The 20,191-nt window shown below is 57.0% G+C and carries 23 protein-coding genes and 1 pseudogene; 10 read left to right on the plus strand and 14 right to left on the minus strand.

All coding sequences use genetic code 11. From position 1 onward, the window contains the following. Positions 1-2: 2 nt before the first annotated feature. Together HSX14_RS15750 and HSX14_RS15755 are read right to left on the minus strand one after the other, a co-directional pair. Positions 3-1,883 carry a 3-dehydroquinate synthase gene (locus tag HSX14_RS15750; RefSeq protein ID WP_173175345.1) on the minus strand — a complete coding sequence of 627 codons (1,881 nt, stop codon included), beginning with the start codon at positions 1,881-1,883 and terminating at the stop codon, positions 3-5. A gap of 420 nt (positions 1,884-2,303) precedes the next feature. After that, entirely contained in the window at positions 2,304-2,585 is a 282-nt protein-coding gene (locus HSX14_RS15755) for a hypothetical protein (RefSeq protein WP_173175343.1), read from the minus strand. A 474-nt stretch (positions 2,586-3,059) separates the two neighbouring features. Between HSX14_RS15755 and HSX14_RS15760 the strand changes: the two genes are divergently transcribed. The 4 genes from HSX14_RS15760 to HSX14_RS31470 are packed head-to-tail and all read left to right on the plus strand — an operon-like array spanning position 3,060 to position 6,993. Then, positions 3,060-4,844, plus strand: coding sequence for a Mu transposase C-terminal domain-containing protein (locus HSX14_RS15760; protein WP_173175341.1), 1,785 nt, complete (start codon positions 3,060-3,062; stop codon positions 4,842-4,844). Between the two features lie 6 nt (positions 4,845-4,850). Then, on the plus strand, positions 4,851-5,711 hold the full coding sequence (locus HSX14_RS15765) for a TniB family NTP-binding protein (RefSeq protein ID WP_173175339.1): 861 nt from the start codon (positions 4,851-4,853) through the stop codon (positions 5,709-5,711). 4 nt (positions 5,712-5,715) lie between these two features. Beyond that, positions 5,716-6,729 (plus strand): hypothetical protein, encoded by a 1,014-nt coding sequence (locus HSX14_RS15770; protein ID WP_173175337.1) that lies wholly within the window; start codon positions 5,716-5,718, stop codon positions 6,727-6,729. Positions 6,730-6,768: 39 nt separating this feature from the next. Further along, a complete protein-coding gene (locus tag HSX14_RS31470) occupies positions 6,769-6,993 on the plus strand; it encodes a BPSL0761 family protein (protein ID WP_308116834.1) in 225 nt (74 codons plus the stop codon). 679 nt (positions 6,994-7,672) lie between these two features. Here HSX14_RS31470 and HSX14_RS15775 read toward each other — a convergent pair. Beyond that, on the minus strand, positions 7,673-7,951 hold the full coding sequence (locus HSX14_RS15775) for a helix-turn-helix domain-containing protein (protein WP_228723447.1): 279 nt from the start codon (positions 7,949-7,951) through the stop codon (positions 7,673-7,675). A gap of 86 nt (positions 7,952-8,037) precedes the next feature. On the opposite strand from HSX14_RS15775, the gene HSX14_RS15780 reads away from it, so the two are divergent. The 3 genes and pseudogenes from HSX14_RS15780 to HSX14_RS15785 form a co-directional block, all read left to right on the plus strand. Further along, positions 8,038-8,469, plus strand: a complete 432-nt coding sequence (locus tag HSX14_RS15780) for a hypothetical protein (RefSeq protein ID WP_173175335.1) — start codon at positions 8,038-8,040, stop codon at positions 8,467-8,469. Positions 8,470-8,480: 11 nt separating this feature from the next. Beyond that, entirely contained in the window at positions 8,481-9,056 is a 576-nt protein-coding gene (locus tag HSX14_RS31220) for a DUF6088 family protein (RefSeq protein WP_228723448.1), read from the plus strand. 44 nt (positions 9,057-9,100) lie between these two features. Further along, positions 9,101-9,384 (plus strand): annotated as a pseudogene (locus HSX14_RS15785) (chromate transporter); the annotation flags it as partial. A 52-nt stretch (positions 9,385-9,436) separates the two neighbouring features. Here HSX14_RS15785 and HSX14_RS15790 read toward each other — a convergent pair. From HSX14_RS15790 to HSX14_RS15825, 8 genes are all read right to left on the minus strand, one after another. Continuing rightward, on the minus strand, positions 9,437-9,571 hold the full coding sequence (locus HSX14_RS15790; RefSeq protein ID WP_173175333.1) for a YHYH domain-containing protein: 135 nt from the start codon (positions 9,569-9,571) through the stop codon (positions 9,437-9,439). A gap of 91 nt (positions 9,572-9,662) precedes the next feature. Next, positions 9,663-10,961, minus strand: coding sequence for an MFS transporter (locus HSX14_RS15795; RefSeq protein WP_173175331.1), 1,299 nt, complete (start codon positions 10,959-10,961; stop codon positions 9,663-9,665). Between the two features lie 73 nt (positions 10,962-11,034). Beyond that, complete coding sequence (locus HSX14_RS15800) at positions 11,035-11,760, minus strand: TraX family protein (protein WP_173175329.1); 726 nt, start codon at positions 11,758-11,760, stop codon at positions 11,035-11,037. Continuing rightward, a complete protein-coding gene (locus HSX14_RS15805; protein WP_173175327.1) occupies positions 11,757-12,188 on the minus strand; it encodes a YqaA family protein in 432 nt (143 codons plus the stop codon). The genes HSX14_RS15800 and HSX14_RS15805 overlap by 4 nt, the downstream gene beginning before the upstream one ends. A 12-nt stretch (positions 12,189-12,200) precedes the next feature. After that, on the minus strand, positions 12,201-13,322 hold the full coding sequence (locus HSX14_RS15810) for a nickel/cobalt efflux transporter (protein ID WP_173175325.1): 1,122 nt from the start codon (positions 13,320-13,322) through the stop codon (positions 12,201-12,203). 9 nt (positions 13,323-13,331) lie between these two features. Further along, a complete protein-coding gene (locus tag HSX14_RS15815) occupies positions 13,332-13,631 on the minus strand; it encodes a metal-sensing transcriptional repressor (protein ID WP_173175323.1) in 300 nt (99 codons plus the stop codon). A gap of 158 nt (positions 13,632-13,789) precedes the next feature. Continuing rightward, positions 13,790-14,002: a hypothetical protein gene (locus HSX14_RS15820; RefSeq protein WP_173175315.1), complete on the minus strand. Its 213-nt coding sequence runs from the start codon at positions 14,000-14,002 to the stop codon at positions 13,790-13,792. 230 nt (positions 14,003-14,232) lie between these two features. Further along, entirely contained in the window at positions 14,233-14,448 is a 216-nt protein-coding gene (locus HSX14_RS15825; RefSeq protein WP_173175313.1) for a hypothetical protein, read from the minus strand. Positions 14,449-14,637: 189 nt separating this feature from the next. Here HSX14_RS15825 and HSX14_RS15830 point away from each other — a divergent pair, with 189 nt between their 5' ends. Genes HSX14_RS15830 through motA form a run of 3 tightly spaced genes read left to right on the plus strand, consistent with a single transcriptional unit; the run spans position 14,638 to position 16,982 of the window. Then, positions 14,638-15,366: a HupE/UreJ family protein gene (locus tag HSX14_RS15830; protein WP_173175311.1), complete on the plus strand. Its 729-nt coding sequence runs from the start codon at positions 14,638-14,640 to the stop codon at positions 15,364-15,366. 9 nt (positions 15,367-15,375) lie between these two features. Next, positions 15,376-16,068: a transmembrane anchor protein gene (locus HSX14_RS15835; protein ID WP_173175309.1), complete on the plus strand. Its 693-nt coding sequence runs from the start codon at positions 15,376-15,378 to the stop codon at positions 16,066-16,068. Positions 16,069-16,127: 59 nt separating this feature from the next. Next, positions 16,128-16,982 carry a flagellar motor stator protein MotA gene (gene motA / locus HSX14_RS15840; RefSeq protein WP_173175307.1) on the plus strand — a complete coding sequence of 285 codons (855 nt, stop codon included), beginning with the start codon at positions 16,128-16,130 and terminating at the stop codon, positions 16,980-16,982. Positions 16,983-16,985: 3 nt separating this feature from the next. Here motA and HSX14_RS15845 read toward each other — a convergent pair whose 3' ends face one another. Genes HSX14_RS15845 through HSX14_RS15855 form a run of 3 tightly spaced genes read right to left on the minus strand, consistent with a single transcriptional unit; the run spans position 16,986 to position 20,034 of the window. Continuing rightward, positions 16,986-17,915, minus strand: coding sequence for a zinc ABC transporter substrate-binding protein (locus HSX14_RS15845; RefSeq protein WP_173175305.1), 930 nt, complete (start codon positions 17,913-17,915; stop codon positions 16,986-16,988). 56 nt (positions 17,916-17,971) lie between these two features. Further along, positions 17,972-19,363 carry a heavy metal sensor histidine kinase gene (locus HSX14_RS15850; protein ID WP_173175296.1) on the minus strand — a complete coding sequence of 464 codons (1,392 nt, stop codon included), beginning with the start codon at positions 19,361-19,363 and terminating at the stop codon, positions 17,972-17,974. Continuing rightward, on the minus strand, positions 19,360-20,034 hold the full coding sequence (locus HSX14_RS15855) for a heavy metal response regulator transcription factor (protein WP_173175294.1): 675 nt from the start codon (positions 20,032-20,034) through the stop codon (positions 19,360-19,362). Before HSX14_RS15855 ends, HSX14_RS15850 begins: the two co-directional genes overlap by 4 nt. Between the last annotated feature and the right edge of the window lie 157 nt (positions 20,035-20,191).

The following is a 20,191-nucleotide window of genomic DNA, read 5'->3' on the forward strand; positions in this document are numbered from 1 at the left end:
GCTCATCGCGCGTAGCCCTCGGTCCAGACCGGCTCGCGTGGGCCCATCTCGACCAGTCGTTGCAGGGCCAGCTCCATGGTCGGCTGGTCGATCTGGTGGACATCCACGGCGCGGCCGATGCGTTCGAGCATGGGGATGGACAGCTCGCCCCCCAGGTGCTGGCGGAAGTCTTCGAGCCCTTGCAGCACGCACAGGTTGCCCTGGTCATCGCGCAGGGTCAGTTCGGGCGGCGACAGGTTGAAGCCGAGCCGGGCCAGGAGGCCGAGCAGGCGCTGGGCCTCGTGCTCCGCGAGAAGCCCGAGGGCCTTGGCGTAGAAGGCATCCAGGGCCATGCCGACGGCCACCGCTTCGCCATGGCGCAGGCGGTGCTGGCTGAGTTTTTCCAGCTTGTGTGCCGCCCAGTGGCCGTAGTCCAGGGGGCGGCCGTTGCCGCGCTCGAAGGGGTCGCCGCCCCGGGTGATCTGCTCCAGGTGCAGCTCGGCGCAACGGCGGATGGCATAGCGGCTGGGCTCATGGGAGAAGGCGGAGAGGGCGTCGGCGTGTTCTTCCAGCCAGGCGAAGAAGGTCGCGTCCTTGATCGCCGCCACCTTGACCGCTTCCGCCAACCCGGCCAGCTGGTCGCGCCGGGGCAGCCCGAGCAGCAGCTGGAAGTCGTTGATCACCGCGTTGGCGGGCTGGAAGGCGCCCAGGAGATTCTTCTGCTCGAAGGCATTGATGCCGTTCTTCACGCCGACGCCTGCATCGTTCTGCGCCAGCACGGTGGTGGGGATGCGGATCAGCCGCACGCCACGGTGGAAAGTCGCACAGGCGTAGCCCACGGCGTCCAGCAACGCACCACCGCCCAGGGCGAGCACGTAGCAGTGCCGGTCGAGGCCGTGCTCGAGCATCTGCCCATAGAGGCGCTGCAGCACATCGGGCGTCTTGCAGGACTCGCCGGCGGGCACGGCGATGGGATCGGCCAGCAGCTTCAGCTGACTCGCGCGGGACTGGAAATAGCCCTGGATCTGCGCGGCCAGGGCGGGGTTGCTGCGCAGCAGGTCCGCGTCGGCGAAGACCATGGCGCTTGCGGTACGGGTGCCGTTGTCCGTCAGTTGGCGGTGCAGGCAGTCGTTGTTCGCAGCGAACAGGTGCTCGGTGAACAGCACCGGATAGCGGTAGGTGACGGTGAAGGAGCCCTCCAGCTGATGGGCGTCGGAGGCAGCCGTGGTGAGGCCGCGACGGGCCAGCAGGCCACGGCCCGCCAGGAACAACGCCGGCAACAGCATGCTGGCCATCACCGCCAGGAGCAGGACCTGGTCCTCGGCGACGAAACTGCCGAGCGCGCTGTAGACCGCGGCCAGGCCCGCATTGGCCAGGGTGGTGATGACCAGGAAACGTCGCAGCGGATAGCGCTGCATGCCGGCGGCGAGCACCGAGGTTTCCGCCAGCACGGGCACGCCACGCAGGCAGATCAGCGACCAGGTGTTGAGCCGGGTGGGCAGGCGCCCGGCCTTGCGCCAGTCCTCGATGTCCAGCAGCCCGGAGGCGATGCGGAAGTACCCGGCTCCCAGCCAGTAGCCCAGCAACGACCCCAGGCACAGGCCGATGAAGATCACCAGGTAGCCGCCCACGGCGCCCAGTACCGCAACCGCCAGGAGCGAAACCATGCTGGACGGCACCGGCAGCACCACGTCCAGGGCCAGCAACGCGATGACGAGAACGGCGAGGTTGAGCGCACGCACGGGGTCCGCAGGTTGCTGGCCAAGGCTCGCCAGCAGGCGCTGCATGGGCTCTTCGAAAAGGAGGAAGCTGACGATCACCAGCACCGCGAACAGCGCGAGCGACAGGCACAAGTGTTCCCACGGACCTCTACGCGAGAGGACATGACTCATCAGGCGCTTCATCAAGTTCCCTTTGTGCTTCTGGTTGATTTCCCTATCCCCGACGAGGCTGTGCTTCGTCAGGTCCAGCGTTCACGTCCTGAGCGGCTGGGGCGCATGTCCACGGTGACTGCGTAATTGCAACGTAGACAGTGGGGTTATTTTTGCAAGCAAGCGGATGGCGACGACAAAGGCCGAAGACAACGTACTGAAAGCTGCCCGGGCGATCAGGAAATGTCGGGGGCAGTTGCAAGCCACGAAATCCGGGACCTGTGGTGAAGCGCGAATTCGTTTGCGGGATGCAGCGTCAGATATCCGGTTATGGATAGCCGAGAACTGATGAGGAATGGCTCTAGAAAATTGCGGTGGCGGTGACTCAGGCGCGTTACAGAAACAACAGGTGCAGACACACGTTACGCCGAGACAAGGTGACTGTCGTTGGTATCAGCCATGCTGGACCCGCAAGCGAGCAGCGGCAACGTCCAGTGCGTGGTAGATCCTGTCCCGAGCTTCGTCGAATTGTTCCCGGCGTCCGTGCCAGAAAGCACACAGGAACCAATGGATGTCCTTACACATATCGAGAAGTTCTTCCATGGTTCGTGCTGCCTCCAATCGACGGCATAGCGCGTCAATATCTCTGTTGTTTTGCGCTTCGTTATCAAGCGCATACAGCACTTCATCTGGAAGCAGCTCGGTTACATCGCCTAGATCTATATCGAAATTCATCCTTGCTCTCCGGGAAGATGACTCAGGGGAGCAATTTTCTGATCAGTTTGATAGTGCTTGCAACGTGCTGAGCTGTTTAGCAATCGCACTGAAAAAGGGAAGCTTGGGAAATAGCCATTTTTGTGACGATTTTTGAAAAAGTAGACTCATCTAAGTCACTGTTTTAATGGTGTATTTTTTTAAAAAAAGAGACAAAAGATCTCAATGGTGCATTTAGTCTACCTTTTTGGCGATCCCGGTGAACGGCGCATAGCGGAATGAAGCCTCCTATATTTGCGTCGCTGAGGAAAAACATCTAGGTCCATCTAGAATCTGATATCAAGGCATTTATAGCTATCAGCGCTCTATAGAATGGTATTACGACCAAAAAGCTATAAGGTGGCTCGCCTAGATTACTATATTCATTAATACAAGCGCTCTTCTCGCAGCGGGAGGGGAGATGAAAGCCATTGATATAAAAAAGACTTACTGGTTGTGGCCAAAGGTTTGCTGTGTCGCATTGAAAATCAACTCCCTCATTTAGATTTCCTAGTTGTCTCGCAAAAAGATAACTCGAGATTTATTGCCAATATCAAAGAGATCGAATTCATAAACTTAAGTAGCAACGGCGCTTCAGAAGTTGTCTGTGATGACACAGCAAGGCCGTCCACTTTGGAAGAGATCGAAGCTGCGCAAGAGCGGTTCTCTGTAATTGACGATTGGCGCAAGGGGCTTTGCGATATTTCATACGCCATTAGCAAGTTGAGGGTCTCTAGATCTTATTTATTTAAGCTTTCTAAGCAGTATGATGCGGAGGCGGGATATGTTTCTCTATTGCCGCGCAAGAGAGGGCGGCAACCCAAAGAAAGCAGACTGTCGGAGGCTGTTGAGGAGATAATAAAAGAGAGCATTGATGCTGGTTACCACGGAGCTGCGGCCTCTATTTCTGGCGTGTGGCGGGCGGTGGAGAAAGAATGCATTAAGAAACAAGAGAGCGTCCCGTCTCAGACCGCCGTGCGGGCTCGAATAAAAGAGCGAAGTGAACGGGAAATGCACATAAAGAAATATGGTTCGGATTCAGCATCACAGATATTTCAGGCGCGCCCAGGGAAGAAGGAAACTCATCGGCCTCTTGAATTTGTGCAGATGGATCATACGCTGGTAGACGTAATTTTAGTTGATGATGAACGTAGAGAACCCTTGGGCAGACCTTGGCTTACGGTAATTATTGACATTCATACAAGAATTATTCTTGGATATTACCTCAGTCTTCACCATCCATCTACGGTCTCTGTTTCTTGTGCGATTTACCATGCAGCACTACCTAAGCATACATTTTTAAATAGACTGGGTATCGCAGAAGGGAAATACCCTTTTTATGGTGTGCCAACAGTTATTCATATGGATAATGCTAAGGAGTTCAGAAGCACAAAATTCCAAGCTGCCTGTAAGAGAAATCTCATCACCCCCCAGTGGCGGCCGCTCGGTAGAAAACATTATGGGGGACATGTAGAAAGGCTTATCGGCACATTCATGACGACCAAGGTTCATTTTTTACGAGGCACAACATACTCCAACACTCAAGCTCGAAAAGGGTATAACAGCGAAAAAATGGCATCTATGACCTTTTCTGAGTTTGCGAGATGGTTTGCGAATGAAGTTTGTATTTATCACGGACGAAAACACGCTGCTCTTGATTGCTCTCCTGCAAACAAATGGCTCAACCATTTCACTAGGGAAGATGGAAGTGTCTCATATCCTCCCATAGTGGGGAACGCTCTAAATTTCAGATTAGACTTCATGCCAGAAAAAACCAGAGCAATTAGCCCGAAGGGCATAAAATTGCATGGAGGCATATATTGGAGTGGTGCCCTTAGGTCGCTTGTTGGTCAGGGAAAGATGGTGGTGAAGTACGACCCATTTTCTATGCGAATGATTTGGGTTCGTGTGGATGGCGAGTATATACCCATCCATTTCTCGGATGTCACAAAGTCAGATTTTTCACTAGAAGAGTACAATGCCTTCAAAATGGGCAGAAAGGGACGCAGTAACATAAAGCCGGGTTGCCTGGAAGATATGCGCCTGATACCTCTTATGGATGAAAATTCCGCAATTATAGAAAATAGCGAGAAACTAACCAAGCGACAGAAGAAGGCCAATGCAGCAAAGAATATTTATCTAAATGAGCATGGGTTGGCGGGCAATGAGGACGAGCATTTTGTAAGGAAAGAAGCAGCTCGTCCGGACTACTCAAAACGCGCCTCTCGCTTTAAGGAGTGACTACGAATGCTAGAGGGTGAACATCTAGAGCCAGAGCGCCGGAGACTTCTATCGCTCGACGATGCCGCCCGAATAAGAGAAATTCAGAGCGACAGCCTATGGATAGATTATCCATCGTCAGCCAAAGTAATGAAGGTGGTGAGAAATATCCTGTCTGTTCCCGACCGCAAGCAGGCACCATGCTTGCTCGTTAAAGGGGATGGGGGAACGGGGAAATCAAGCATCATAAGGCAAATCAAAGCTTGTAAAGATCTGAGTGGTAGTTTGTTATTTTTAGATCTGAGTCTTAATGCTTTGAACCTGAATATGTATGAACTTTTGGCCGATGCGCTAGGTGTTCCTCTGCCTACGAAAAGGTCATCCCTCCCAAGAAAGGCAACTATGCCTCAAGAACTGGCGGCTGTTCTTCGGCTTAGACAGATTAAGGGTGTCGTTGTAGATGAGATTCATGACTTGCTGCTTACGCAGCGTAATGAACAACTCAGAAGTCTGGTGTGTTTTAAAAGCATGAGCAATGCGCCTTTAGGTGTGTCCATCTTAGGGTTTGGCACGATTGAAGCTAAAAACGCATTGTTTGCTGACAAACAATTCAGTCGACGCTTCCATATTATTGATTTGACTGATTGGTCTGAGACTGAAGAGTTTCGATCTTTTTTAGCTGGGCTAGAGGAAAATATACCTCTGAGGAAGCCGTCGTTTCTAGACAGTGAAGAGACAGTCAGGTTTCTTCTAGAAAAAACGAACGGCCGAATGGATGATGTGCTCAAGCTGATCAGGGCTGCGGCTTGCTATGCAATAGAAAGCAGCGAAGAAAAAATTACGACCTCGCTGCTTCGTAAAGCATTCACAGACCCATGGGGCTACTAAGAATATGAAGGTCTATGGATTTCCAAGAGCACAGCACGATGAGTGTTTTTCCTCTTGGTACTTTAGATGTCTGCAGGTCAGCAACGAAGATGCGCAATTATTAGATATACCAAAATATGCTATTGAGCCTGATTTTTGGCTAACAGGCCAAGAGTCTCTCCGCTATACATATGGTAGCGTTAATGCAAGAACGTTGATGATTTTCTTTCGCGAGCAAAGTTCTTGGGTATTGCCTTGGGAACAGCGAAGAGCCTACTGCCACCATTGCTTTTGTGACGACATTAAAGCTGGCCTAATCCCGTATTGGCGTAAGCGGTGGTGCTACTTGCATTGCCCTATCTGCGCGAAACATACCTGCCAACTTGAGGAATTTTCGGATTTTTCAATAGGAATAGATAAGTCTTGGGCGGCATTTGCTGGCTACTGCAAGAGTGCCGAAAAATCTACTAGCAGGGCGCTGATTTCTCGACCGCCACAAAGAATAATTTTTTTGGCTCTGCAAGTCCAATTGCTGTTAGAGCTCGCTCACAAGAAAAATTGTTTACGTTTGCCAGGTGACTGTGCGGTTTATCATAGCGAAGAAATAAAGACCCTTTGTAGGTTTTTGTTTGAGAGTTTCCTCTATCCTAGGTTTCGCTTTGCAGATCTAGATGGGCTGGCAAGAGGCTGCCAGCGTCATCGGCATCGGCTGGATCCTGTGATGAATTATCAACAAGGTGCTTTACTAGGATGCTCTCTATGCGATATTTTTCCTCGTATATCCGCATTAATTCTAATTGGCTGCGTGCTTGGGGTGTTTCCCGAGCAGCAATTGATAGCTATAGATAGATTACTGCTGATTTCTGACTCACTTCTAAATATAAACCCATTTGATATCGGCAGGCTGGGGATTCGTTTTGATTCTCTCGAGCACCATAAAGCTACGATGACTTATCTGGAAAATCTATCGGCGAGCTTATACAAGCGCATTGAGCCATTTGTTGCAGGAGTCGCCAGAATTTATGCGGTACGTGGTTAAATATATGTCTGGTCAGATTTTTTGGAGTTTTTTATGACTATGGCCTCTGAGCGCTCCCGCGCTGTGGTAAAAGCTCGGGAGTTTTTACTTCAACTGTCTCGTAACAGCGATTTACCGGAGAAGCTCCGTTACGACGCAAAATTTCTCTTGCGTCACTTTCCAACACGAGATGATGTCGTCTTAGCTGGGCGAATAGAAGAGCAGTCTGAGACCTTACCGCTGGGCGCTATGGGCCCAGTCTTTAGCTCTACCTTTACAGAGTAATGAAGGCGGCCACAATGAACGGATTATTCAGCGCTTCCCAGCATCTGGTTTCGTGACTAGCAGACCTAAAGGCTACATAGATGCGATCGTCAGTTAGCTAAGGGGCTAGCCGACTCGCCAGTATGAAGCTCCCACCGATGTTACTCTGGAGCCCAACTAATCATCTGCAGTCCCCACAACCAAAGTTTCCATACCTTGAGTGCACAAGGCGATACTCTTGTTTGAACCTAACGCAGCATAGCTAGCACGAATCAGAGCCTTTCGAGTTGGAGTGCTCTGGCAGTATGGCAATGTGCCGCTTTCACTTAGCGCTGTCCATGACAAAGAGGCATTTGAGGGGGCGGGCTGCTGTGACCGCCAGGATATGGCGACCTGGCTAATAACTGAGCAATTATCTATAGCGAGATAATTACAGATAATTCCTGCGATTCGAAAGCGGCCTGAGGGCAGGAGGTCTCCTCGCAAGGCTCAATTTAGAGCACTTCGGGACAGCGGAGCCGAAGCTTTATTCCGCATCAGCGTGCTCACAACACAGCCACGACTGAGGGCTGGCCGACTGCTCAGCTCGGAAATGCTGTCCCAGAATTGACAAAGGCGGCCTCAAACTCTTGGGCAGGGGCCGAGAATGACACCGATCAAGGCTTCACTGCGGAGACGATGCCGCCACGCCGAGTCTCCTTCAGGTAGACCGTAGATTCGAAACCTCAGCCTGAATATCGCTGAGGATTTGATCTGCTTCTCCCTCCGGTGCCTGTTTTAGATAGGCCAGGATGAGTAAGGCGGCTGGGTGAACCGAAAGAATTGCTGCGACTTGCTCAATCTTATCCAGCGAAGGCTTCCATTTGCCTCGCTCAATGGCACTGATGTAGCTCTGGCTGGGACCCAGTCCTTCCTGGGACAACTCCCTCTGTTGCCGAAGCTTTTTAATCACCAGACCAAGCGCTTCATTCAGTTCCACTTTTGCTGCCTCGCAAAAGGAACGATGAAGCCTTTTCGAGGGCGAATGAGCTATGCTGTATATAGCTTAAATGTGGAGAGCCATCGATGTTCACCACCCACCGACATGCCGAGATTCCAGTCGCGCCAGTATTTGGGGAACCTTACCAGCTGTGGCGCTTTGTTGAGCTCGAGCAGCATCGTCCTTGGTTTTGCGTGACCCTGAACATAGGCAGGGGTAGAGCGAACTGGAGAACGATGTACCTTGTTGCGTCCGAGGCAGAGCTAGAGCAGATGCTGGAGCGTGTCGCTGCCCACGCCAAGGTAGAGGATGTGCAAGTCATCACTCCCGCGCGCCTGAATGGAACCGGCGCATGGCAAATGGAGCCGCTTGCTGAGCTGGTTCGCATCTCCGATACCAATGAAAAGGTACTGGGCTATGACCTCAAAACCGCGTCAGGGGCTATCTACTCGGATAGAGATCACATCAGCTCGTCCGATGTGGGGCGCGCTCAAATCTACCGTTCCACGGTCACCTAACTACACGTGTGATGAGCAGCCTCTCTGAGGAAATCCTCAAGCGAACTCATTGCCTATCTGAAGGAAGCTTGTTGTGGGCTCAAGACCTTCTTCATCTAGGTAGTCGCAGGGCAGTAAATCAGGCCTTATCTCGGCTAGCGAAGAAAGAGCACTTACTACGTGTGGCACGCGGCCTATACGTAGCGCCAGTGGTTAGCCGATTTGGTAGGCGTTCTCCTGCACCGGAGATGGTGATCCGATCCCTTGCTGAAGCAACCCGTGAGGTTATCGTCGTCCACGGTGCGCGGTCAGCCAATGCCTTAGGCTTGACGCGACAGATGCCTGTCCGGCTGATATTCCTCACCAGTGGTAGATCAAGAATCCTGCATTTGGGTAAGAGCGAGATCGTGATTAAGCATGCGCCGAAGTGGCAGATGGCTCTCGGGGCTTCCTTCGCGGGAGAGGCGGTCAGAGCACTGGCCTGGATGGGGCCACTTCACTCACATGAGTCTGCGGCGAAGTTAAAAAAGCTGCTGCCTGCTAGCGAATGGCTGGCACTGCAATCAACAAGATGCCTGCTCCCGGCTTGGATGGCGGAGCTGATCTGACACGCAAGGTGGGATCTCTGAGATATGCCAGTCGGAGCGCTTCATCGTCCCTGGTCACCTGGTTCACCTTCCTGCCGCCGTTCCTGTTCATTCTCGCCGGCGGTCCTCTGGTGGAGTCAACGCACAATGAGCTCAAGTTCACGGCGCCATTGACTGGCATCACGGCGGCCGTGGTGGGCTTGATACTCAACCTTGCACTCTTCTTCGGCTACCACGTGCTCTGGCCTGCTGGTTTCGCAGGTGGCTTCGACTCCGTTACAAGCGGGGAGTGATTCAGGTGTTGGTAGGATGCGCGGCCAGCGGCTTGCTGGTCCATTTGCTGAAGTGATCTGCGGGGAGAAGGACTTCCGAGCTGTGCGGAAGTCCTTGGCACCAAGGCATCAGTGGCAGTGATAGTCACCGGTCTTGTGGTTGCGGTGGCAACCCTTGGAGTCGGTGCCGCCACTGTGGGCCAGCGCCGAGACGGACACGCAGGCGACGAGCAGGGCGAGGAAGGCAGCGGACAGTTTCTTCACGGTAGAACTCCTTTTCTAGTTGGGTGCCAGAGCTGGCCAGCTGACGATATGGCAGCTGGCCACTATCTCGCAACCCCTCCTTTCGGCGTATTCAGGGCCAGCGCCGATGCTGGTCGTCGATCACATAGTCGTGGGAGTGAGTCTTGCCCTCTGCAACGTGCTCGTGGTCTTCCGCGAGGTTGTCATGGGTGTGCTCGATCACTGTCCGATCATGCTCGGGCTTCCAGATCCGGAAGCTGACCACCAAGGAGGTGGCAGCCAAGGCACTCAAGCCTATGAACGAAGCCTGCAGGCTGACATTGGCGCCCAGCCAGCCGGCAAGGGGATAGGTGATCAACCAGCAGGCGTGGGACAGCGCGAACTGGGCGGCGAAGAGGGCGGGGCGGTCCTGCGAGCTGGAAGATCGGCGGAGAATCCTCCCAGAGGGTGTTTGCGCCATCGAGTAGCCCGCGCCCAGGAAGAACCAAAGCCCGAGCATGAAGGTGTAGCTAGGCAACAGGATGCCAATGCAGAGGCCGATCACCAGCGCGCTGGCGCCGCCGAACATCACCTTGCGGTCATCCATGCGATCCAGCAGCCGGGGCAGAATCAGAGCCACCAGCATGGAGCCGCCACCGAAAGCCATCAACGCGGTTGCGGTGGAAGTTTGCGGCAGGCCGAAACGCGATTGCACCAGAACCACGGTGTTCACGATCACCATCGCACTGGCTGAGGCGATGGCGAGGTTCAGCGCGAGCAGGCCGCGTAGACGTGGAGTGGCGAGGAAAATACGCAGCCCCCGTGTCGTCCTGTCGTAGATGCCGCGCTTGGGGCCTGGTTGGGCTGTGGGCAGGGTGACGGAGACGACCATCACCGCCGAAACCAGGAAGCCGACCACGGTGCCGCCGAACAGGCTGTGGAAGCTGACCACTGTCAGCAGCAGGGCCGCCAGCATCGGGCTGATGACGCTTTCCAGATCGTATGCGAGGCGCGACAGCGACAAGGCACGGGTGTATTCGCGCTCATCAGGGAGGATGTCCGGGATAGTGGCCTGGAAGGTGGGCGTAAAGGCTGCGGATGCGGACTGCAGCACGAAGATCAGCACATACACCTGCCAGATCTCAGTGACGAAGGGCAGCAGCAGCGCTACCGCCGCTCGCACCAGGTCCAGGGCTACCAGCATGGCTCTGCGTGGCAGGCGCTCGGCGAACGCTGCGGCGATGGGAGCTACACCGATATAGGCAGTCATCTTGATTGCCAGGGCGGTGCCGAGCACGGCCCCGGCCTGGGCCCCGGCCAGGTCATAGGCAAGCAGGCCCAGAGCGACTGTCGCAAGGCCAGTGCCTACCAGCGCGATGACTTGCGCGATAAAGAGGTGCCTGTAGGTGCGGTTGGCGAGAACGGAAAGCATGTCAGCCCCCTTGTGACGTTGGATGGATCATCCCCTTGGGGGGATTGGTGAAACGGTTGAATTCGGATTGGTGCTACGCCACCACGTACCTGAGCGACGCCAGAGCCAGGAGATGTCCTGGGTAGAAGAAGTAGCCCCAGCGGGTGACGGGCGGGACCTTGAACGGCCAGTCCTTTCTCAGCAGCCAGAGCCCATAAAGGGGAGCACTGAACGCGATGACCGCCACTACGACCGGGTAAGGCTGAATGCCCCACTGCAGCATCCAGCTGTCCCTGTTGTTGGCCATTACGCAAAGGATGGCTGGCAGCAGGGCGCTGAGGCCGGGTTTGCGGATGGCCAGTACCATGGCCGCCGGGATCAGCACGCCACTGACGCCGTACATGAACAGATCATGGAAGGCGACGCTGCTGGCAATGGCTATGGCAGCAGCAACGATGGAAACGGCATTGCGGTGGTAGCAGCCCCAGGCAACGATCAGCCCCAGCAACAGAGTGGGCATGACGCTGAAGGTCGAACTGCCCGATGACAGCATCCTGTAAGGAAGCTCCGAGATGACAACGAACAGCAGCATCCAGGTCAGGTAGCGTACGTTCGCTTCCGTGTAGAGCTCTCCACGGCGACTGCGTGCCACATTCGCAGCGATGGCGAGGCAGAACAGGGGGAATGACAGCCTGCCTATCAGGTAGAGCGGTGCCATGTCGTGCCAGAGGTAGCGCAGATGGTCTAGCACCATGGTTGCCATGCCCAGCCATTTGACGATGTCCAGGCCCGAATCCCGGTTCTGGCGGGCTTCGTTCATGCGAGCCACCCCAGGGTGAGGGTCGTGAGGACCAGGTAACGGGCTGTCTTGGCGAAAATCACGATCAAGAGAAAGCTCCAGAATGGCTCGCGCAGCACACCGGCGAGCAGGGTAAGTGGGTCGCCGATCACGGGCACCCAGCTCAGGAGAAGCGACCACCGGCCATACCGGTGGTAATAACTGCCCGCTCGCTCCAGATCCTTTTCCTTGAGGGGGAACCAGCGATGGGACCCCCAGCGGGAGACGTGTCGTCCGAGCCACCAGTTGACGCTGGAGCCCAGAACATTTCCGAGGCTGGCAACCAGCAACAGAAGCCATACCGTATAGTTCTCTGTCAGCAGCAGGCCTACCAGGACGGCCTCCGACTGCAGTGGCAGCAGCGTCGCGGCGCCGAACGCGGTTAGAAACAGGCCTGCATAGGCCGACATCTCCACTGGTCTTCAGCTAGTAAGGTTGAGCCAGCCATGCCAGCCGACGTACACGCCCACCGCGATGATCAGAACGCTGGACAGGTAGGGTGCCCGACGGGCGACGGCGCTGAGCCAGGGCCAGCGGTTCGAGGCATGCCGTGCGCCCAGCGCTGCGGCGACGCCTACGGCTACCAGCGTGAGGGCAAGACCAATGCTGAAGCACAGAACCAGAACTGCCCCCAGCGCTACTTCCTTCACCTGCAGGCAGAGCAGCAGGACCGTGATAGCAGCGGGGCAGGGGATTAGACCGCCGGTGAGGCCGAACAGGATGACCTGGGTCGTGGTGACGTCGCGGTTGGCGAAACGGCGCTTGATGTCATTGGCATGAGCCCTTTCATGAGCATCCTGATAGCCGTCAGCAGCGAGTTCGAACCCTTCGAGTTCACCATGGTGGTGATGGGCGTGCTCCTTGTACTCGACGTCGTAGTCGTGGGAGTGGCCGCCGTGGCCCAGGCTGACCCGAGCACTGAACTCGTGGGGCTCCGGGATCTCATCGCGGGACTCGAGGAAGCCAACCTGCTGGACGAAGGTGAACGACTGCTCCACGCCATCCGGGCGGCGAGTCATGAGGTGGGTTTCTTGCGTTGCCCAGGGCGAGCCACTGAGTGTCTTGATGCGCCAGCGGGGCGGTACGCCTTCCTCAAAGATCGATAGCTCGATCCGTCCATGCCCGGTATCGATAACCCGAGTTTCGTCATGGGCGTGGTCATGCTGATGATCGTGATCGCTTTCTGCCAACCAGCTGCGTTCACCCCGCCAGGTGCGCCAGAGCATCCACAGGGCGATGGCGATGATCAGTGCGGCAGAGCCCAGTTGAAAGTAGGGTTCGGTGGTCTCCGCATCCAGGCCCTGACCCAGGTACATGCCGCCGACGGCCACTGCCCAGACTACGGCCGTGTGGGAGACGGTAGCTGCCAGTCCGAGCAGGATCGCCTGCTTGGCTGTGCCGCGAATGGCGACGATAAAGGCCGCCATCATCGTCTTGGAATGGCCAGGCTCCAACCCGTGCAGCGCTCCAAGAAGGATGGCGCTGGGGAAATACAGCCAAGCGTGTGCCGCTCCCTGCTGCAGGAGTTGCGAGAAACTGCCCATGGAAGGACCTCAGAGGTATTTGGTGATCTGCTTGAACTCTTCAAGCGGCGCCCGCTCATTGCTGGTCATGGCGCCGATGGTGTGTTCGAGGCAGTGGTCGATGTGATCCTGAATCAGCGTCCGTTTCGCCTGGCATACGGCCTTCTCGACTGCATGCATCTGTTGGGCGATGTCCACGCACTCGCGGCCGTTTTCGATCATGGTGATGATGCTGCGCAGGTGCCCCTCCGCTCGCTTCAGTCGCTTGACGATATCGGTATGGCTTTCGTGGCGATGCCCATGCTCGTGGGTCTGATCAGAACTGCTCATGGTTGACTCGTTGTTTGGTTACCGGTGATGGCATCCTATCCCCCTGGGGGGGATATGGTCAACGAGTCTCATGGACCGGTCGTCAACAAAAAAGGCGCCTTGGCGCCTTGAAGGGCCCATCCCCCAGGAGAGGATGGCGCCAGGAGGAATGGAGACGATCAGGGTTTGTTGATCTGGCCGTCCTTTTCACGAGACAGGGAGCGTTCGGTCTTCTGCTTCTCGGTGTCGTTCTTGTCACCCCAAAGCCGCTTCTGGTCAGCGCGGAATTGCTCGTTCATCTTCAGGGAGCGGTCGTAGCCGTCTTCAGAGAAGGCAGGGGCGCTAGCGCCAGCGAGCAGGGCTCCGAGCAGCATGATCTTGATGAGTTGCATATGAGGTCTCCAGGCAGTATCGGCCTCTGTCGTGAAACCGATTTCATGACCCAGATGCTACTCAGGCGAACCTGACGCCAGCGTGAGGCAAGAATTACAATCCTGATAGTCAAGCCAGTTGCTTGATACATCTGGAGAAGGGCGGGTGCTACTTTCGTCCCTGTAACAATTGGCACTTGATCCTATCCACCCCCAGGGGATAGATTGATAGGCATTCAAACGTGTGCCGATCAATGATGTCCCGTGCTGCTTCCACCCGAATAGCCTTCACTCTGGTATTCGCGCTTTTGATGGCGTGGGTCGGGCACACCTATTCGCTGCTTTCCTCGGCTGGTCAGCAGAACGCTGGCATCGAAGCCCACCACCATTCCCACGATGACGATTCGTTCAGCAACGCCGATATTGGCGACCACTACCACGCGCCTTTCACAGCTGATCACGTCCACGAAACTCCATACCTCGGCTCGCTGATCATCCTGCCCCCGATGAGCGGGCCTGGGCGGCTGCAGTCTTCCCCCCGCTTCACCATGCCCACCGGGCCCATCTTCCTTATCGAGCGCCCTCCGCGCGACACGTCCGTGCTTTGAATCGGGCTGCTTCGCAGCTCTCGTTTTCAGCAATCTAGGACGTAAGCAATGAATGCACTTCTATGGAGTGGCGCGGACGCATTTCTGCGCCGCCCGCTTTTCCTGCTGACCCTGGTCGCGGCGCTGTTGCTGCTCGTGACTCCGGACGCACTCGCCCATGGCGTTGCCGAAGGTGATAAGGGGTTCATCCAGGAGAGCACCGGCGTGATGCTCATGCCGTTTATCTACATGGGCGCCAAGCACATGATCACCGGGTACGACCACCTGCTGTTCCTGTTCGGCGTGATCTTCTTCCTGTACCGCCTCAAGGATGTGGGGCTCTACGTAACGCTGTTCGCCGTCGGCCATTCCGTGACGCTGCTGTTGGGCGTTCTGGCCGACATCAGCATCAGCTCCTACGTGATCGACGCGATCATCGGCTTCTCGGTGGTTTACAAGGCGCTCGATAACCTCGGTGCCTTCAAGCGCTGGTTCGGCGTACAGCCCGATACCCGCGCCGCCACCCTGATCTTCGGTCTGCTCCATGGTTTCGGCCTGGCTACCAAGATCCAGGAGTTCGAGATATCCCCGGACGGGCTGATCGTCAATCTGATCGCCTTCAACGTCGGTGTCGAAATCGGCCAGCTCCTGGCGCTCGGCAGCATCCTCATCCTCATGGGCTACTGGCGTCGCACTGCCAGTTTCTGGCGGCACGCGTATTCCGCCAACGTCGCCATGATGAGCGCCGGCTTCCTGCTGATGGGCTACCAGCTCACCGGCCTGGTCATTTCCCAGTAAGGACAAGACATGTTCAATTCCAAGCTTCCTACCCTCAATGAGCTGCCCAGCAGCAAACAACTGCTCCGCTCCACCGTTATCGCCATGGTCGCCGCCGGTGTACTGCTGGTCACAGTGGTCATGCCATCGGAATACGCCCTTGATCCCACCGGGGTTGGTAGCGCCCTGGGCCTGACTCAGATGGGCGAGATCAAGATCCAGCTTGCCGAAGAGGCCCTGGCGGACGCCGCTGTCGACAGTGCTGCACTGCAGGCAGCCGCTCCGGTTCAGCAAACGGCGCCGGCCGCTCCGGTGGCGCCCGTACAGCCGGCCATCGCGGCAACCCCTGCACCCGCTGCTGCTCCGACGGCACCGAGTGCTCCTGCCAAGGCGGCTGGCCAGCAGCATCAGATGAGCATCACCCTGGCCCCGAACCAGGGGGCAGAAGTGAAGCTGGAGATGCGCAAGGGTGCTCGTGTCGATTTCACGTGGAGCGTGGCTGACGGCGTCGTCAACTACGACACCCACGGCGATCCCTACAACGCGCCCAAGGGTTTCTATCACGGCTATGGCAAGGGCCGTGCGACCCAGGAAGACAAGGGCACGCTGGAGGCGGCGTTCGACGGCAAGCACGGCTGGTTCTGGCGCAACCGTGGCAGCGAGCCGGTAACCGTCACCCTCAAGACCGATGGCGACTACCAGCAGATCAAGCGCGTGATCTGACGTGCTAACGACCGGCTCTTCGGAGCCGGTCACTTTCTCGTCGATGGAGACATACGACCATGATGAAGATCGTCGGGATGATCGTCGTGCTGGCGAGTGTGATTGCCGGCTACATGCTGTCTGGGGGCGCTATTGCGGCGCTCATTCAGCCTTACGAGGTGCTGGTGATCGGTGGTTGCGCCCTGGGGGCTTTCCTCCAAGCAAACCCTGGCGGAACCACGACGCATGTCTTCAAGAAGTCATTGAAGATGTTCGGCAGCCGCTTCAACCATACCTACTACGTCGAGATCCTCACGGCGCTCTACGAGATCCTCAACAAGTCCCGCCGGGAAGGGATGATGGCCATCGAGTCGGACATCGAGGAGCCTGGTTCGAGCCCGATCTTCAGCAAGTACCCGCGCTTGGTGCAGGACACGCGCATGCTGGCGTTCACCTGTGACCATCTCCGGATCATGGCATCCGGCAACATGGCTCCGCACGAGCTGGAGGGGCTGATGGATACCGGCCTGGGTAGCCTGAAGGAGGAGCTGGAGCACAACTCCCACGCGGTGACCCGAGTCGCAGATGGTCTGCCTGGCTTCGGCATCGTTGCCGCGGTACTGGGTATCGTCGTGACCATGGGGTTGCTGGGGGAGGGGGATCAGGCCGCAATCGGCAAGCACGTGGCTGCTGCGCTGGTGGGGACCTTCCTCGGCATCCTGGCCGCTTACGGTTTCTTCGGCCCCCTGGCAACCTGTCTGGAGCACGATGCCAAGGAGGAGTTGAATGTGTTCGAGGCCATCAAGGTGACCTTCGTGGCTGCGGCCTCCGGCATGCCGCCTACGCTTGCCGTGGAGTTCGGCAGGAGCGTGATTCTCCCGGCGCACCGGCCCACCTTCAGTGAGATGGACCAGGCCTTCAGGGGCGCCAAGTAAGGCTCAAAGTGCTTCCAGGCAGCTCGCCAGATCGTCGCCGAGCTTGCCGATGAGTTTTGTGTAACCGTCAGGGCCGGGTTGGATGTCGAAACCGAGGGCATCCAGTTCAGCGAAGCGCACCGGCAGGCCCTGGCTCAGTGTTTCGGCCAGGCGAGGGCGCACAGGGGGCTCGTTGAAGAGGCAGACGGGCCCAGTTGCCTGCAGTCTGGAACGCATCTCCGCTACGTGGCGAGCGCCGGGCTGCACTTCCGTTCCTATCGCTAGAACGCCTCTGTGGTTCAGGCCGTAGGCGTCCTCGAAATAGTCGAATGCCTGGTGGAAGACGAAGAAAGGTCTGTTCTTGACCGCTTCCAGCCGGCTTTTCAGGCGGGCGTCTTCCTTGTCCAGCCGCTCGTTGAATGCGGCGAGGTTGGCCTTGTAGCGGGCTGCCTCGGTGGGGTCTAGCTGGATGAGGTCGGCCGTTACACCAGAGGCGATTACGCGGGCATTGCCTGGATTGAGCCACAGATGCGCGTCGATGGAGCCTGGGCGGTGAAGGTCGTCGTGGTCTTCTTCTTCGGCATGCTCATCCATGCCGCCTGTGGTCAGTTCTCCGAAGTGGCGGATGCGTAGGCCTTCCATGTCCTGTACTGGCACGGTGCGGCCAGTGCGGCCTTCCAGGGCGGGTTGCAGGAAGGTCTCCAGATCGGGGCCGATCCAGTAAACCAGGTCGGCACTGCGCAAGGCTCGCAGGTCGGAGGGGCGCAGGCTGAAGGAGTGCGGCGAGGCTCCTGGTGGGAGCAGTACGCGAGTCTCCCCGGCGCCGTTCTGAATGGCCGAGACGATTAGTTGCAGGGGCTTGATGCTGGTGACGACTTCTACTTCGGCGTGAGCAGGTGATGAGACCAGGCCGGCAAATAGCGATGCGATGAGGGCGGTGGTTGAGGTGCGCATGGATAGAGGCTCTTGAAAAGATATATCATAACATTTACAAGAGCCTCATGCTTCTTTCAGGAGGCCAGTGCAGGGAACTCCAGATAGAAGCGTGTGTAGCCGTTGGTGTCCACTTCGACCCTGGCGCTTCCCTGGTGCAGGCTCATGATGGAGCGCACGATGGCCAAGCCCAGGCCAGTGCCGCCTACGCTGCGTGCACGACTCTTGTCCACCCGGTAGAAGCGCTCGAAGAGATGCGGCAGGTGCTCGTTGCCTATCCCCTGGCCGGGGTTGCCGACCGCGAGACGCACCAGGCCGTCGCGTTGGTCGATCTTCATCGAGACGCTGGCTCCAGGAGGGCAGTAGCGGATGGCGTTGGACAGGAGATTGGAGATTGCGCGCTGGATCATCAGGCGATTGCCTCGTACCAGGCCAGTGCCTGAGTACTCCAGGCTCACTCCTTTTTCGTCGCCGCTGAGGCTGAACAGATCGCCTACCCGTTGCAGTTCGTCATTGAGGGTTACGGTGTCGAACTGAACTTGTGAGGCTGGATGGCTTACGTGCGCAAGGAACAACATGTCCGAAACGATTCGAGTAACCCGGTCCAGCTCTTCGGTGCAGGACTCAAGCACTTCACGGTATTCCTGAGTGGCACGCTGGCGGGACAGGGTCACCTGTGCCTTGCCCATCAGGTTGGTGATGGGAGCGCGGAGCTCGTGGGCCAGATCATCGGAAAACTGCGAGAGCTGCTGAACCCCGTTGTCCAGGCGATGAAGCATGAAGTTGATGCCGTTCGCGAGTTCGCGTAGCTCTGCAGGAAGCTTGTCCGTCGGGAGCCGATGTTCGAGGTTGTCGGTGGAGATCTTGGAGGCAACCCGCAGGAAGCTGGTCAGCGGACGCAGGCCACGACGGACTGTCCACCAGGCCACGATCAGGATCAGCAGGAGCAGGAAGGGGGAGGCGACCAGCGTCCACTTCAGCAGGTCGTCCAGAAGGGCAGCATCCGCTGATTGGTCGATTGTCAGATAGACGCCGACTTCGGTGCCGTCCTTGAGCTGCATGATCTGGGCAGCACTGAGCATCGGTCGGCCGAGTGGGTCGAGCCATTCGTGGAAGGCCAGTTCCTTGTGGGCGGGGAACCGATGGAGCTCGAAGGTGATCGACTTCGAGCCCAGTGTCAGTACGGGCTGGGTGCTTTTCGCTGAATCGAAGATGCTGACGTAGAGGTTGTTATGCCCCATGGCCAGGTCTACCAGCACGTGGGACTTGGAGTTCACGTCGCTCAGGTTCAGGGCGCTGGACAGGCTCTGTGCCACGCCTTCCATCTTGTTGCCGACGCTGGCCTTGGCAATGCGTTCCAGGCCTTGATCGAGCATTACATAGCCAAAAGTGGCAATGAGCGCCACAAGGGCGACGCTCATCAGACCCACCTTGAGACCGAGGCGGGTCGCGAGGCTGTCTGTACTCATGAACGGTCCTCGAGTACATAGCCCACGCCACGCAGCGTATGGATCAGTTTGACGTCGAACGGGTCGTCGATCTTGGCGCGCAGTCGGCGGATGGAGACGTCAATCACATTGGTGTCGCAATCGAAATTCATGTCCCAGACCAGGGAGATGATCTGCGAGCGGGTAAGCACCTCTCCTGCCCGGCTCATGAGCAGGTGCAGCAGGGTGAATTCCTTGGTCGTGAGGTCAATCCTGTTGGGGCCGCGATAAGCACGGTGACGACCGGGGTCGAGCTCCAGGTCAGCTACGCGAAGCGTGGGCGTGTCAGCCACCTCATCCCCACGGCGCAATACGGAGCGCACACGAGCCAGTAGTTCCGGGAACTCGAACGGCTTGACCAGGTAATCATCAGCGCCGCCATCCAAGCCCTTGACCTTGTCACTCACCCGGCCTCGGCCAGTGAGCATCATGACGCGGACGCGGCTCGTTTTCCGGATGTGTTCCAGCACGTCCCAGCCATCGAGGCCGGGGAGGTTCACATCGAGGATGACGAGGCCATAAGTGTTGTGACTGAAAAGATGAAGAGCGTCGACTCCATTCCCGGCCCGATCAACTACATACCCACTTTCTGATAAACCCTGTTGAAGATATTCGGCTGTCTTCGACTCATCTTCTACAACCAGTACACGCATGTTTTGATTCACTCGAATAATTTAAAAATAAGTTGAATTACAAAATTATTAGAATTATCCGGATGGGCCTTTCAATTAGTTGCGGTCCATTGCGTCAAGGCTCATCCATTCCTGTCGAAATGATGCAATACCCAAACTCCGCGTCAGTTTGTCGCAC

This window comes from Pseudomonas tohonis, assembly GCF_012767755.2.
GTDB lineage: Bacteria > Pseudomonadota > Gammaproteobacteria > Pseudomonadales > Pseudomonadaceae > Metapseudomonas > Metapseudomonas tohonis.

Coding starts and splice junctions, on each gene's coding strand:
- HSX14_RS15750 (WP_173175345.1), bottom strand. CDS start 1,883: ATGAAGCGCCTGATGAGTCATGTCCTCTCGCGTAGAGGTCCGTGGGAA.
- HSX14_RS15755 (WP_173175343.1), bottom strand. CDS start 2,585: ATGAATTTCGATATAGATCTAGGCGATGTAACCGAGCTGCTTCCAGAT.
- HSX14_RS15765 (WP_173175339.1), top strand. CDS start 4,851: ATGCTAGAGGGTGAACATCTAGAGCCAGAGCGCCGGAGACTTCTATCG.
- HSX14_RS15770 (WP_173175337.1), top strand. CDS start 5,716: ATGAAGGTCTATGGATTTCCAAGAGCACAGCACGATGAGTGTTTTTCC.
- HSX14_RS31470 (WP_308116834.1), top strand. CDS start 6,769: ATGGCCTCTGAGCGCTCCCGCGCTGTGGTAAAAGCTCGGGAGTTTTTA.
- HSX14_RS15780 (WP_173175335.1), top strand. CDS start 8,038: ATGTTCACCACCCACCGACATGCCGAGATTCCAGTCGCGCCAGTATTT.
- HSX14_RS31220 (WP_228723448.1), top strand. CDS start 8,481: ATGAGCAGCCTCTCTGAGGAAATCCTCAAGCGAACTCATTGCCTATCT.
- HSX14_RS15795 (WP_173175331.1), bottom strand. CDS start 10,961: ATGCTTTCCGTTCTCGCCAACCGCACCTACAGGCACCTCTTTATCGCG.
- HSX14_RS15800 (WP_173175329.1), bottom strand. CDS start 11,760: ATGAACGAAGCCCGCCAGAACCGGGATTCGGGCCTGGACATCGTCAAA.
- HSX14_RS15805 (WP_173175327.1), bottom strand. CDS start 12,188: ATGTCGGCCTATGCAGGCCTGTTTCTAACCGCGTTCGGCGCCGCGACG.
- HSX14_RS15810 (WP_173175325.1), bottom strand. CDS start 13,322: ATGGGCAGTTTCTCGCAACTCCTGCAGCAGGGAGCGGCACACGCTTGG.
- HSX14_RS15815 (WP_173175323.1), bottom strand. CDS start 13,631: ATGAGCAGTTCTGATCAGACCCACGAGCATGGGCATCGCCACGAAAGC.
- HSX14_RS15820 (WP_173175315.1), bottom strand. CDS start 14,002: ATGCAACTCATCAAGATCATGCTGCTCGGAGCCCTGCTCGCTGGCGCT.
- HSX14_RS15830 (WP_173175311.1), top strand. CDS start 14,638: ATGAATGCACTTCTATGGAGTGGCGCGGACGCATTTCTGCGCCGCCCG.
- HSX14_RS15835 (WP_173175309.1), top strand. CDS start 15,376: ATGTTCAATTCCAAGCTTCCTACCCTCAATGAGCTGCCCAGCAGCAAA.
- motA (WP_173175307.1), top strand. CDS start 16,128: ATGATGAAGATCGTCGGGATGATCGTCGTGCTGGCGAGTGTGATTGCC.
- HSX14_RS15845 (WP_173175305.1), bottom strand. CDS start 17,915: ATGCGCACCTCAACCACCGCCCTCATCGCATCGCTATTTGCCGGCCTG.
- HSX14_RS15850 (WP_173175296.1), bottom strand. CDS start 19,363: ATGAGTACAGACAGCCTCGCGACCCGCCTCGGTCTCAAGGTGGGTCTG.
- HSX14_RS15855 (WP_173175294.1), bottom strand. CDS start 20,034: ATGCGTGTACTGGTTGTAGAAGATGAGTCGAAGACAGCCGAATATCTT.